This window comes from Clostridium sp. LXY-7, assembly GCF_056172015.1.
In genome coordinates, this window is record NZ_JBLLJL010000001.1 from 1,223,170 (window position 1) to 1,237,228 (window position 14,059).

Sequence of the window (14,059 nt, forward strand, 5' to 3'; positions counted from 1 at the left end):
ATTTGAATAGGCCTATTTTTAACCTTTTTGCATCTACATTAGTAGGAACACTAAGTTATTTTATTTACAGCACTATGGGAGTAGTTACTACTAGTTTATTTATATTATTATATTTATTTCTTATAACAAAAGCTCATGAATATAAAGAAGTTATATTATCCATAGTTATAATAAGTGTATTTTATATAAATAGCTATGGATATTTTAATTTATTAATTCCTAAGGAAAATATGAAGTGTAGAATATTGGAAGATAGACAAATATATAGCTATGCAGCTTATAATGGAAAGATAATAAAGGTTAAAGGTGCAGAAAATATAGAGGTAGGAAGAAATTATTTATTTAAAGGAGATTTTAATAAAGTACCTGATATATCAAGGGGAGTTATTGGAATATTTAATGTTAAAGAGGAAGTGCCTTTAAAAGCCGATTTAATATATAAAGGATATAAAATAAAGGATAATATATATAAAAAAATAGTTAAGACCTTAGGAAAGGATAACTCAGGAGTACTTATGGCTATTTGTTATGGAGATACTAGATATATGGAGTATGATAAGATGGAATATTTTAATCATTTAGGCATATCACATGTTATAAGTGTTTCTGGATTTCATGTAGCATTAATTTATAGTGTCATAACTGTAGTATTAGGATATAAAATATCTATTTTAATATTATTTATATATGTGGTCTTTACAGGAGCAGAAGCTGCTACAGTTAGAGCGTTTATAATGATAGTCCTTATAATTATAGGTAAGAGGATAAATAAGAATTATGACAAATTTTCAGCATTATATTTTTCAGCATTTATATTAATTATATTAAAGCCATACAATGTGGTGGATTCTGGATGTTTATTAAGTTTTCTTGGTATGGGCGGAATCTTTGTTTTATATGAAAAGCTTAAAAGATGGTTATATAAACTACCTAGCTTTATCAATGAGTCTATAAGTATGACATTAAGTGCGTCAATATTTACTGTTCCGTATATAATAATGAAGTTTAAAACTTTTTCATTAGGAGGAATAATAAGTAATTTATTGCTTATGCCATTTTATACATTTATAGTGATTATAGGGAATTTAATGCTTCTATTTTCTAAAATTTCTATAATATATGATATCCTATCCAATATGTGTTCTGCTATATTTTTTATTATTAATAATATGGAAGGGGCTTTAGTTAAAATAATACCAACGCCTATGGCATTTACATATTTAGATGGAATTATTATAATGTTTCTTTATTTGAGCTATCTGTTAATAAAAAGAGGATATAGCAGTTTAAAATACATACCAATAGTATTCAGCCTTTTAGTAATATTTCAAGGATATAACTATTTTCCAAAATTAAATTTTATTAACGGAGGAACTTATGACATAATAGAGGTTAGATATAAAAATCAGAATATATTAGTAGCATCTAAAAAAGTGAAATTAAAAAACATTTATGAAAATTTAAATCTATATAGAATATATGATGAGTTTGAAAACAATATAATAATTAGTTTAAATGAAAGCTTAAGTTTAAATTTTATAAAAGAAAAAGATGATTTATTATTGAAAGTTACAAGTTCGGAACAGACTACATATTTGCATATTAAAGAGATTTATGATAATAATGAAGACTCACAATGTTGCATTAGATATACCGATTATGATAAGAGCTGTGATATAATAGAGGTTATAAAAAATAAAGATTTACATAAGAAGGGACGCTATTATGAAAGTTATAACGTAATCAATGGTAATTTGTGGCATAATTATATACATTAGGTGCCAGAATACTAACTGATTATTTTATTGAAGATGATGTAATAGCTAGAGGGGGAGCATTCATGATATCCTTAGATGATTTTTATAAGGGCTTAAATAGTGGAAAAATAAAAAATTTATATATTTTCTGTGGTACAGATGAAAATTTAATTAAAGAATGTATAAATACATTAAAGTGTAAATTAATTGATGATAATTTTAAAGATTTTAATTATATAAAATTTGATGGAGAAAAAATTACTAAGGATGATATAATAAATAGCTGTGAAACATTACCTTTTATGAGTGATAAAAAAATCATAGAGGTATATAGAAGCAACTTTTTAAAAGATGGTAAAAAGGAAGAAAAGGGAATTAATGTAGGAGAGCTTAAAAAGTATGTAAAAATTATCCCAGAATATACAGTATTAGTTATGCATTACTTGTTTGAGAGTGATAGAGAAAAGATTTCTTCTAAGCTAAAGGGATTTGAGGCTTTAGGAGATGTGATAAAAATAGATAAATTAAAAGGTATGGCGTTTCAGAGTAAGGTGAGAGATATATTTAATAATAAAGGTAAAAAAATAGGGAAAAATGAACTGGCTTATTTTTGTTCCATAGTTGAAAATAATATGAATATAGTCAACAATGAAATAGAAAAATTAATACTATTTACTGAAGGCAGGGACATAACTAGAGAGGACATAGTGAATCTAACGCCTTATGAAAAGGAAAATGATATCTTTAACTTAGTATCCTATTTATCAGAGAGAAATATAAAAGCTTCCATTGATATATTAAATGAGCTCATATATAGAGGTGAAAAACCTACAAAAATATTAGCAATGATAGAAAGACAATTTAAATTATTGTTATCAATAAAAATTATGGTTAATAATAGAAAGTCAAAAGAGGATATAGTAGGTAAGTATAGACTTAATCCCTATATTGCGGAAAAGATGATAAATCAAAGTAGAAGTTTTTCGGAAAAAACATTAAAAATAAATTTAGATTTGTGCTTAGATACAGAGAAAGAAATAAAAACTACATTTTCAGATGAAAAAAATGCTATAGAAATTTTAATGGTAAAATCTATGATGAATAAATAAATAACCGGTGTAAAACACCGGTTTAATTTATTTTGTATTAAGCAGATAAGTTGTTTAATTTAACTGCTAATCTAGATTGCTTTCTAGCTGCTTTATTCTTATGTAGTATTCCTTTAGAAGCAGCCATATCAAGAGCCTTAACTACAACTTTGAAGCTCTCTTGTGCTAATGTAACGTCGTTGCTAGCTATAGCAGCTTCAAATTTCTTTATTTTTGTTTTTAAAGCTGATTTTATCATAGTATTTCTCATAGTTTTAGCTTGAGTAACTTTAATTCTTTTTTTAGCTGATTTAATATTTGCCATTATCAATTCACCCCCTTGTATTTTTATCACGTCTCAGCAGCTTTGGGGAAGTCTGCGTACGAGTCTTATTTAACAAAAGCTATTATAACATTAATTTAAAGGTTCTTCAAGTACAATTTATTCATGATATTTACAAATGATTTAAAGAATTATAAAAGAATACTAAAAATATATTTGGTAAAGCTAATTATAGAATTTAAATTATTAAGATAAGGTGGAGAATAAAATGAAAACCCAGTTTTATAGTGTGAGAACAGATTTGGCATTAGAGGCAAGAGAATACTATTCAGAGAATAATCCAGGAGAGGTTCCAGGAGTGAAAAGTGATGAATATAGAGATGGAAGTGTAATAGTAAGTGCAGTAGAGATCACCAATGAACATGGATCAAAAGCTTTAGGAAAGCCTGTAGGAAACTATATAACTCTGGAGTTCCCAGAATTTGTTTATTATGATGGGGAAAGAATAATAGATGTAAGTAAAGTTTTAGCTAAAGAGCTATCTAAATTGGTTAATTTAGATAAAGATAAGACAGCATTGGTTGTAGGCCTAGGAAATTGGAATGTAACTCCAGATGCCGTGGGGCCACAGGTAGTTTCTAAGCTTATGGTTAGCAGACATTTAAAAGATTATGTGCCTGATAGTATAGATGAAGGTGTCAGACCAGTTTGTGCTATTGCTCCGGGAGTGTTAGGATTGACAGGAATAGAGACTGGCGAAATTGTTAGAGGAGTAGTAGAGAGAGTAAAGCCAAGTCTTGTTATTTGTATAGATGCATTAGCTGCTAGAAAAACTCAAAGAGTAAACAGAACTATACAACTAGGAAATACAGGGATTTCACCAGGTGCAGGTGTTGGTAATAGAAGAATGGAATTAAGTGAAAAAACCTTGGGTGTTCCCGTTATAGCTATAGGTATACCAACGGTAGTTGACGCAGGTACATTAGCTAATGATACTATAGATTCAGTTATTGATAGTTTAATATCTGAGGCTAAAGAAGGAACAGCTTTTTATAATATGCTAAATGACCTAGATAAAGATGAAAAGCAAAAATTAATTAGGGAAGTATTAGATCCTAATTTAGGAAGCTTAGTAGTTACCCCTAAAGATATAGATAAGGTTATAGAAAGTGTATCTAAAATTATTGCTAATGGCATAAATATAGCACTTCAGCCAGCCTTAACCTTAGATGATATAAATAAGTATATAAGTTAGCTAATGTAACTTATTTTTTAACAGGTAATAATATAAAAAAATCCCTCATATAATTCAAATATAATAAAGGATATATTATTTGAGTTATTTACAGGAGGGAAGAAAATGAAATACCAAAGGAATAAGTCAAAGAAGAGTATTAAGTTTATTAACATATTAGTTACAGTTGTTATAATTATTATATTATGTACTATATTTGCAAATCCAATAAAGGCAAAAGAAAATTCAATAAAATCTGAGACTATAAATTTTAGTGAATTATTTATGGATTTAATAAATAGCAATATTAGTTCTTTAGAAGCTTTTGCCTATGATGATGGCGAAAAACGCTTATTAGGAATGTTTGAAATAAATCCATTGAACATAGTAACAAACGAGATAGGTTTTTTACAGAATAGTACAGTAAAACAGGTAATAAAAGAGCAAAATATAGAGGAACATTCAAAATTAGTTGAGCAGATAGTAATAAATCCATTTAAGCTAGATGAGAAGGACATTAAGAAGCAGGATGAAGTAGCTAACATGGTAGGAAATCCAGCGGATAATTCTAAAAAGAAAGTGTTGATTTATCATACTCATACTACAGAAGCCTACTCAAGTGAAACAAGAAAAACAGATAGTACACAAAATATGGCATCTGTTGGAGATGAATTGACAAAGGAATTGGAGAAGTATGGATTTACTGTAGTACATGATAAGACAATACATGACTTAGATTATAATAGAGCATATTATAAATCAAGGGAGACGTTGAATAAATATTTGAATAGCTATGGGGATTTTGATTTAATAATAGATATGCACAGAGATGCAGGACCAGAGAAAAAACATGTAACCGCTAACATAAATGAAGAAAATGTAGCGAGAATGATGTTAGTTACAACAGAACAAGATCCAAGATATAAAGCGCATATGAATAATATAAATTCTATATTTGGAATAGCTAAGAAAACCTATCCAGAGATTTTTAGAGAGCGAAATATACAAATTAATCAAAGTGGCATAAAGTGTTATAATCAGGACCTAAGTGACAATGCCATATTGTTAGAAGTAGGAGCTTCTAGCAATACATTACAGGAGGCAAAAAATACTATGAAATATATTGCAAGGGTTTTTGCAGAACACTTAAATGGTAAGTAGAAAAATGAATAAAATATACAAAAAGAGTACACTATTTAAATAGGAGGGTACTCTTTTATTTTGGTTCAATAGAAAAATCAAAAGAGGTATAAGATGTAATTTATGAAGAAAAAAATGCTTAAATTATTAATGGTAGTAACTTTAATTTTAGGAATATATGGAATAGTAAAGGTGAATATGACATTGCCAGAAATAATAAAGGAACAATCAGCCTTTGCTATATACATGAGTAAAGATAATTCCAAAATAGTAATTGATATTGGAAATACTAATATAATATTTAATATACAAATTTTTAGGGACTTTGCTAAAGGGGCTGGAAAAATAGTAAATACAATTAAGGAAGAAGTTTATAATGTACTTGAATAAGTGGATTTTTACGTATACATTGAGTTAGTATTGACAAAAATCCTTATTATTATGGTATAATTTACTGTGATTTATTATAAGGTAAGATACTAATTTTAAAACATAATTATATAAATACATTTACGGGGGTAAATTTAATGCAAAGTAATAGACAACAATACATAAGAAATTTTTCTATAGTAGCGCATATAGACCATGGAAAATCCACTTTAGCAGATAGATTACTTGAAGCTACAGGAACTTTAACAGAGAGAGAAATGGAAGCTCAAATATTAGATAATATGGATCTAGAGAGGGAAAGAGGAATAACTATTAAGGCTCAGGCAGCTAGACTTGTTTATAAGACAGAGAACGGAGAAGAATATATTTTAAATCTAATAGACACTCCTGGTCATGTAGATTTTAACTATGAAGTGTCAAGAAGCTTAGCGGCTTGTGAGGGAGCGGTGCTAGTAGTAGATGCTACTCAAGGTATACAGGCTCAGACTCTAGCTAATTGCTATTTAGCTCTAGATCATAATTTAGAAATAGCACCAGTTATAAATAAAATAGACTTAGCTAGTGCAAGACCAGAAGATGCAAAAAAAGAGATTGAAGATATTATAGGTATACCAGCAGATGATGCACCTTTAATATCAGCAAAAACTGGACTTAATATAAAAGATGTACTTGATAGTATAGTAAAGAAAGTTCCAGCACCAACAGGGGATGAAGAGGCTCCACTGAAGGCCTTAATATTCGATTCATATTATGATAGTTATAAAGGAGTAGTGACGTACATAAGAGTTTTTGATGGTTCAGTAAAACCAGGAACAAAAATAAAGCTTATGGCCACTAATAAAACCTATGAAGTTACTGAAGTAGGAGTATTTACTCCAAGTCCACTGCCAATTGAAGAACTTAAAGCAGGAGATGTTGGATATTTAAGTGCATCTATTAAAAACGTAAAAGATGCTAGAGCTGGAGACACTATAACAGAGGCCAATAGACCAGCTAAAGAAGCTATGGAAGGATATAGGCCAGCAATTCCTATGGTGTTTAGTGGAATATATCCTGTAGATGGTGCTAAATATGAGAATTTAAAAGAAGCACTAGAGAAACTTCAATTAAATGATGCAGCATTATCTTTTGAACCTGAAACATCTATAGCCTTAGGATTTGGATTTAGATGTGGATTCCTTGGACTTTTACACATGGAAATAATTCAAGAGAGAATTGAAAGAGAGTTCAATTTGGATATTATAACCACTGCTCCTTCAGTTATATATAAAATTATGAAAACCGATGGAGAGCTAATAGAGATAACAAATCCAACGAATCTACCTGAACCTACTGAAATTGAATATATGGAAGAGCCAGAGGTGAAGGCGTCTATAATAGCTCCATCAGATTATGTAGGAGCAGTAATGGAGTTGTGTCAAGAGAAAAGAGGCATATTTATAGATATGCAATATATAGAAGAAACTAGAGTCGTAATAAATTATGATATTCCTCTCAATGAAATAGTCTATGATTTTTTTGATGCTTTAAAATCAAGAACTAAGGGGTATGCGTCTTTTGATTATGAGTTTAAAGGCTATAAGCAAACAAAGCTAGTTAAGCTTGATATATTACTTAATGGAGATATAGTAGATGCACTATCTATGATAGTTCCAGCTGATAGAGCATATCACAGAGGAAGAGTAATGGCTGAGAAGCTTAAGGAGATAATTCCAAGACAAATGTTTGAAGTTCCTATACAAGCTGCAATTGGATCTAAAGTAATAGCTAGGGAAACAGTTAAAGCTATGAGAAAAGACGTACTTGCAAAGTGTTATGGTGGAGATATTACAAGAAAGAAAAAACTTTTAGAGAAGCAAAAAGAAGGAAAAAAGAGAATGAGACAGGTGGGAAGTGTAGAAGTACCACAAGAGGCATTTATGGCAGTATTGAAAGTAGATTAAGATATATACTTTGTGATATAAAAATAAGGACTATGAATGGTCCTTATTTTTATATTATAGGAGGTTTGAAAATGAAGGAGATAGGACTTTATATTCATATACCCTTTTGTAAGCAAAAGTGTAGGTATTGTGACTTCCCATCCTATAGTGGTAAAGAGAGCTTAGAAGAGAGATATGTGCTGGCTTTAAATAAGGAAATCAAAGAAAAAACTAAAGATCATATAGTAAAAAGTATATTTATTGGTGGAGGTACTCCAAGTTATTTAGGACTAAAGGATTTGAAAATCTTGCTAAAAACAATTTCAGAATTGAAATTTAAAGAACAATGTGAATTTACTATGGAGTGTAATCCTGGAACTTTAGATATAGAAAAGTTGACATTAATGAAAGAAATGGGAGTCAATAGATTAAGTATAGGATTGCAGTCCTGTGATGATGGACTTTTAAACATTTTGGGGAGAATTCATAATTTCCATACATTTAAGGAGAATTATAATCTTGCTAAAAAAGTCGGATTTAATAACATAAATGTAGATTTAATGTTTGGTCTTCCAAATCAAGATATCCATCAATGGAAGAATACTCTAGATACAATAATAGATTTAGAGCCAGAGCATGTATCTTGTTATGGTTTAATAATTGAAGAAGGAACAGCTTTTTATAAGTTAAATGAGAAAAATGAATTAATGCTTCCAGAAGAAGGTGTGGAAAGACAGATGTATTACTATGCCGTAAACGCTTTAGAGAAAAATGGATATGAACAATATGAAATATCGAATTTTTCAAAGAAAAGTTATGAATGTAAACATAATTTAATATATTGGAATTTGGGTGATTATATAGGGTGTGGATCGGCATCTCATTCTTATCATGAAGGCTTTAGGTATAGAAACGAAGAAAATATAGAAGAATATATATTAAAAATAGAAAAGAACAACAGTGCTATAGTTGAAAAAATAAAAAATGAAATTAAGGATGATATAGAGGAATTTATGTTTCTAGGACTAAGAAAGATAGAAGGAATAAGCATTGAAGAATTTTACAAGAAATTTAATTGTTCAGTATATCATTTCTATGGAAAAATTATAGAGAAATATAAAAAGCTACAATTCATAGAAGAGAAGAATAAGAGATTATATTTAACTTCAAAGGGAATTGAATTGAGCAATATAATTATGGCAGATTTTTTATTATAAATACTATTGACATTTCATCTTTGACGTGATATGTTTTTAGTATAGTCGTTAGCACTCGAAGGTGGTGAGTGCTAATAATGAGGTGATGATATGGATATGGATGAAAGAAAAATAAGAATACTTCAGGCTATAATAAATGACTATATAAATTATGGAGAGCCAGTGGGTTCTAGAACCATAGCAAAAAAGTATGATCTAGGAATTAGTTCAGCTACTATAAGAAATGAAATGGCTGACTTGGAAGAGATGGGTTTTTTAGAACAACTTCATTCATCTTCTGGTAGAAAGCCTTCAGATAAAGGATATAGGCTTTATGTAGATAAACTAATGACTCCGACAAAGATTACTCAAGATGAGTATGAAGCCATAAAAAATTACTTAATGGATATAGCCTTTTATGAAGTAGATAAAATTCTTAATGTAGCAACTAATATTCTTTCAGATTTGACCATGCTAACTTCACTGGTAAAAGCACCTTCGGTGAAGAAGTTTTCTGTAAAGTTAATTAAACTTATACCCTTAGACCATAATACTATATTGTCTACTGTGATGGTAGATAATGGAGATATTAGGAATAATGTTATAAGAGTAAATAACAATATAGACGACTCTACATTTTTAAAAGTAAATAATATACTAAATAAATATCTAATAGGAGTAACTGTTGAACAGATAACTTTAGAATTTTTATTGAATTTAAAAAATGGACTAAGAGGATATGAAGAAATATTCGATGCTATAATTCCAGTATTATATGAAACTTTAATAAGTAGTGAAGGAAATGAAATTTATACAAAAGGATATACGAATATTTTAAATTATCAAGAATATAATGACATTCAGAAGGCAAGAGAATTTTTTGGATTAATAAATGATAAAGAAAATCTAAAAAGTTTATTAGATGATAATCTTAATGAAGGAATATTCTCTGTAAAAATAGGAGAAGAAAACTTTATGGAAGGTGCTAAAGAATGTAGTGTTATAACTGCTAGTTATAGTTATAATGGAAATATATTAGGGACTATAGGGGTAATTGGACCTACTAGAATCCCTTATAGCAGAGTTATATCAATACTAGACACAATTGTTAAAGAAATAAATTTTAATATTTCAAAAATATATAAATAAGGTTATTTCTTATTTAGTTGGAATGGAGGAAAGTACATTGCAGAATAATCCAGAGGAAAAACAACAAAATTTAGAGGTTAACCAAGAGGAATCTGTAGAAAAAGAAAATACAAATAAGTGTAATTGTGAAGGGTCAGCATGTTGTAATGAAAAGGTGGAAACTGAAAATAATGAAGAAAGTAAAGCCTCTTCGGAGAAAGCAGAGGAAGAAAATGATATGCTAAAGTTTAAAAATTTAAAAGAAGAAAATGTAAAATTAAAAGAAGAACTAGATTCTACAAAGGATAAGCTTTTAAGAACAATAGCTGAGTATGACAATTACAGAAAAAGGACACAAAAAGAAAAGGAAAATATATATGCAGATTCTTGTGAAGACATATTAAAGGAATTATTACCAGTGTTAGACAACTTGGAACGTGCAATTTCTGTAGAAGGAAGTGCAGAAGACCTAAAAAAAGGAATAGAAATCACTATAAAGCAATTTAATTCATCTCTAGAAAAACTTGGAGTTGAAGAAATACAAGCAGAGGGTGATTTTGATCCTAATTTTCACAATGCAGTAATGCATGTTGAAGACGAAAAAATTGGTGCTAATCAAGTTTGTGAAGTATTCCAGAAGGGATATAAAAAAGGAAATAAAATATTAAGATATAGCATGGTAAAAGTTGCAAATTAATTTTAGGAGGAAATCATTATGGGAAAAATAATTGGAATCGACTTAGGAACAACTAACTCATGTGTTGCAGTAATGGAGGGAGGAGATGCTGTAATTATACCTAATTCAGAAGGTGCGAGAACTACTCCCTCAGTAGTATCTTTTTTACCTAATAGTGAAAGGTTAGCAGGACAGGTTGCTAAAAGACAAGCAATAACTAATCCTGAAAAAACTATAATGTCTATTAAGAGACATATGGGAACTAATCATAAAGTAAATATAGATGGAAAAGAATATACACCTCAAGAAATTTCAGCTATGGTTCTTCAAAAAATCAAAGCAGATGCAGAGGCTTATCTTGGAGAGAGCGTAACTGAAGCGGTTATTACAGTACCAGCATATTTTAACGATAGCCAAAGACAAGCAACTAAAGATGCTGGAAGAATAGCTGGCCTTGATGTTAAAAGAATAATAAATGAGCCAACAGCAGCATCACTTGCTTATGGTCTTGATAAAATGGATACAAATCAAAAGATATTTGTTTATGACTTAGGTGGAGGTACTTTCGACGTATCTATATTAGAGCTTGGAGACGGAGTATTTGAAGTTAAAGCTACAAATGGAGATACTCGTCTTGGTGGAGATGACTTTGACCAAAAAGTTATGGATTATATTGCTGATACATTTAAAGCAGAGAATGGTATTGATTTAAGAAATGATAAGATGGCTCTTCAAAGATTAAAAGAAGCTGCTGAAAAAGCTAAAATAGAGTTATCTTCATCAATGCAAACAAATATCAATCTTCCATTTATAACTGCAGATGCTACAGGTCCAAAACACATAGATATGAATTTAACAAGAGCTAAATTTAATGAGTTAACTCATGATTTAGTACAAAGAACTATAGAGCCTATGAGAAAGGCATTACAAGATGCTGGACTTACAATAAATGAAATAGATAAAATTGTATTAGTTGGAGGATCTACAAGAACTCCAGCGGTTCAAGAGGCAGTTAAAAACTTTACTGGAAAAGAGCCTTCAAAAGGAGTAAATCCAGATGAATGTGTTGCAGCAGGAGCAGCTATTCAAGGTGGAGTATTAACAGGAGAGGTTAAGGATGTATTATTATTAGATGTTACACCATTAACGCTTGGAATTGAAACTATGGGTGGAATAGCTACACCATTAATCGAAAGAAATACTACAATTCCTACTAAGAAGAGCCAGGTGTTCTCAACAGCAGCAGATGGTCAGACATCAGTTGAAATTCACGTTGTTCAAGGTGAAAGACAAATGGCTGCAGATAACAAGACTCTTGGAAGATTCACACTTTCAGGAATTGCACCAGCTCCAAGAGGAATTCCTCAAATAGAAGTTACTTTTGATATCGATGCTAATGGTATAGTTAAAGTTTCTGCTAAGGATAAGGGAACAGGGAAAGAAGCTAATATTACAATTACAGCTTCAACTAATTTAAATGAAGATGAAATCCAAAATGCCGTTAATGAAGCAGAGAGATTTGCAGAAGAAGATAAAAAGAGAAAAGAAGAAATTGAAACAAAGAATAATGCAGACCAAATTATATATCAAACAGAAAAAACTTTAGGTGAATTAGGTGATAAGGTTTCTTCTGAAGATAAAGCTAAAGTTGAGCAAAGAATACAAGTTTTAAAATCTGTTAAAGATGGAGAAGATATAGAAGCTATTAAAAAAGCTATAGAAGAATTAACTCAAGAGTTCTATGCAATATCTTCTAAAATATATCAGCAAGAAGGAGCACAACCAGGAGCAGAGGGTTTTGATCCAAACAACATGGGTGGAGGAGCTAACCAAGGTCCAAAAGATGATAATGTAGTAGATGCGGATTTTAAAGTAGATTAATTAGATAATATAAATTAAGGGACGGGTGAAAGCTCATCCCTTAATTTAAGCATTCATGTAATGTGTATCAATTCTTAAGATAAATACATAAACTATTTATGGTTGAATTTATACCTAATATGTTTTAATATATAAAACAGAGTAAAATAGGTGGTGAAAATTAAGATGGCAAATAAGGACTATTATGAAATACTTGGTATAGATAAAGATGCCAGTGAAGAAGATATAAAGAGAGCGTTTAAAAAAGCAGCATTAAAATATCATCCTGATAGAAATCCAGATAATAAAGAAGCAGAAGAAAAGTTTAAAGAATTAAATGAGGCTTATCAAGTATTGTCAGATTCAGAAAAAAGACAAAGATATGACCAATTTGGTACTGCAGACTTTAATGGTCAAGGATTTGATGGTTTTGATTTTGGAGGTTTTGGAGGTTTTGGAGACATTTTTAGTGATATTTTTGGTGGAGGATTCTCTTCTGGAAGAAGCAAAAATGCCCCAAGAAAAGGTGCTGATTTAGAGCATATGCTAAACTTAACCTTTGAAGAAGCTGTATTTGGGTGTACAAAGGAAATCTCAGTTACAAGAAAAGAAAAGTGTGAAACTTGTGGAGGAACTGGAGCTAAGGCAGGAACTTCTCCTAAAACTTGCTCTAAATGTAATGGAAAAGGTCAAATTCAAATTCAAAGAAGGACACCAATAGGAGTTATTTCAACCACAGCAACTTGTGATTCTTGTGGAGGAACTGGTAAAACTATTGAAAATCCTTGTTCAAGTTGTAGAGGAACAGGAAAAGAGAGAAAAACAAGAAATGTTACAATTAATATACCAGCTGGAGTTGACAGCGGAAATGTAATGCCTCTTAGGGGTCAAGGAGAAACAGGAGAAAATGGTGGACCAGCAGGGGATTTATATATAAATATTAGAGTAGCTTCACATAGAGATTTTAAACGTCAAGGATTTGATATCCATATGGAGACTCATGTTTCTTTTGCTAAAGCAGCATTAGGAACTGATATTAAGGTCCCAACTGTAGATGGAGATGTGACTTATAAAATACCAGCAGGAACTCAACCAGGAACTGTATTTAGATTAAAAGGAAAAGGTGTTCCAAGGGTTAATTCAGCTGGAAGAGGAGATCACTATGTGAAAGTTATAGTGGATGTTCCTAAAGCTCTTAACGATAAACAAGTAGAGGCTTTAGAGATGTTTATGGAGGCTAGTGGAGAAAATGTAGACGGTATAGCTGAAAAAAGAAAACATAAAAAAGGATTTTTCAGTAAATAGATTTACTATTAAAAAACTTCGTTTAAAGACGAAGTTTTTTAATTATATGTACTTAGGCATCTTGAAAAAAATCATTAGTT

12 protein-coding genes are annotated in these 14,059 nt (G+C 30.1%); 11 read left to right on the forward strand and 1 reads right to left on the reverse strand.

The genetic code is table 11. The features are described from left to right. Positions 1 to 2: 2 nt before the first annotated feature. Both ACI48Q_RS05820 and holA read left to right on the forward strand, forming a co-directional pair. Complete coding sequence (locus ACI48Q_RS05820; RefSeq protein ID WP_474918100.1) at positions 3 to 1,778, forward strand: ComEC/Rec2 family competence protein; 1,776 nt, start codon at positions 3 to 5, stop codon at positions 1,776 to 1,778. Between the two features lie 62 nt (positions 1,779 to 1,840). After that, positions 1,841 to 2,866 (forward strand): DNA polymerase III subunit delta, encoded by a 1,026-nt coding sequence (holA, locus tag ACI48Q_RS05825; RefSeq protein WP_474918101.1) that lies wholly within the window; start codon positions 1,841 to 1,843, stop codon positions 2,864 to 2,866. Positions 2,867 to 2,903: 37 nt separating this feature from the next. Here the strand turns inward: holA and rpsT are convergent, their stop codons facing one another. Then, positions 2,904 to 3,170 (reverse strand): 30S ribosomal protein S20, encoded by a 267-nt coding sequence (rpsT, locus tag ACI48Q_RS05830; protein ID WP_474918102.1) that lies wholly within the window; start codon positions 3,168 to 3,170, stop codon positions 2,904 to 2,906. Between the two features lie 226 nt (positions 3,171 to 3,396). On the opposite strand from rpsT, the gene gpr reads away from it, so the two are divergent. From gpr to dnaJ, 9 genes are all read left to right on the forward strand, one after another. Then, a complete protein-coding gene (gpr, locus tag ACI48Q_RS05835) occupies positions 3,397 to 4,383 on the forward strand; it encodes a GPR endopeptidase (protein WP_474918103.1) in 987 nt (328 codons plus the stop codon). 105 nt (positions 4,384 to 4,488) lie between these two features. Next, entirely contained in the window at positions 4,489 to 5,523 is a 1,035-nt protein-coding gene (locus tag ACI48Q_RS05840; RefSeq protein WP_474918104.1) for a stage II sporulation protein P, read from the forward strand. A gap of 102 nt (positions 5,524 to 5,625) precedes the next feature. Then, positions 5,626 to 5,892 (forward strand): hypothetical protein, encoded by a 267-nt coding sequence (locus ACI48Q_RS05845; RefSeq protein WP_474918105.1) that lies wholly within the window; start codon positions 5,626 to 5,628, stop codon positions 5,890 to 5,892. A 137-nt stretch (positions 5,893 to 6,029) separates the two neighbouring features. Next, positions 6,030 to 7,835 (forward strand): translation elongation factor 4, encoded by a 1,806-nt coding sequence (gene lepA / locus ACI48Q_RS05850; RefSeq protein WP_474918106.1) that lies wholly within the window; start codon positions 6,030 to 6,032, stop codon positions 7,833 to 7,835. A 71-nt stretch (positions 7,836 to 7,906) separates the two neighbouring features. Further along, positions 7,907 to 9,031 (forward strand): radical SAM family heme chaperone HemW, encoded by a 1,125-nt coding sequence (gene hemW / locus ACI48Q_RS05855; RefSeq protein ID WP_474918107.1) that lies wholly within the window; start codon positions 7,907 to 7,909, stop codon positions 9,029 to 9,031. A gap of 90 nt (positions 9,032 to 9,121) precedes the next feature. Continuing rightward, positions 9,122 to 10,159: a heat-inducible transcriptional repressor HrcA gene (gene hrcA, locus ACI48Q_RS05860; RefSeq protein WP_474918108.1), complete on the forward strand. Its 1,038-nt coding sequence runs from the start codon at positions 9,122 to 9,124 to the stop codon at positions 10,157 to 10,159. Between the two features lie 22 nt (positions 10,160 to 10,181). Next, a complete protein-coding gene (grpE, locus tag ACI48Q_RS05865; protein ID WP_474918109.1) occupies positions 10,182 to 10,835 on the forward strand; it encodes a nucleotide exchange factor GrpE in 654 nt (217 codons plus the stop codon). Positions 10,836 to 10,853: 18 nt separating this feature from the next. Further along, positions 10,854 to 12,695: a molecular chaperone DnaK gene (dnaK, locus tag ACI48Q_RS05870; protein WP_474918110.1), complete on the forward strand. Its 1,842-nt coding sequence runs from the start codon at positions 10,854 to 10,856 to the stop codon at positions 12,693 to 12,695. 165 nt (positions 12,696 to 12,860) lie between these two features. Then, entirely contained in the window at positions 12,861 to 13,979 is a 1,119-nt protein-coding gene (gene dnaJ / locus ACI48Q_RS05875) for a molecular chaperone DnaJ (protein ID WP_474918111.1), read from the forward strand. The last annotated feature ends 80 nt before the right edge of the window (positions 13,980 to 14,059 follow it).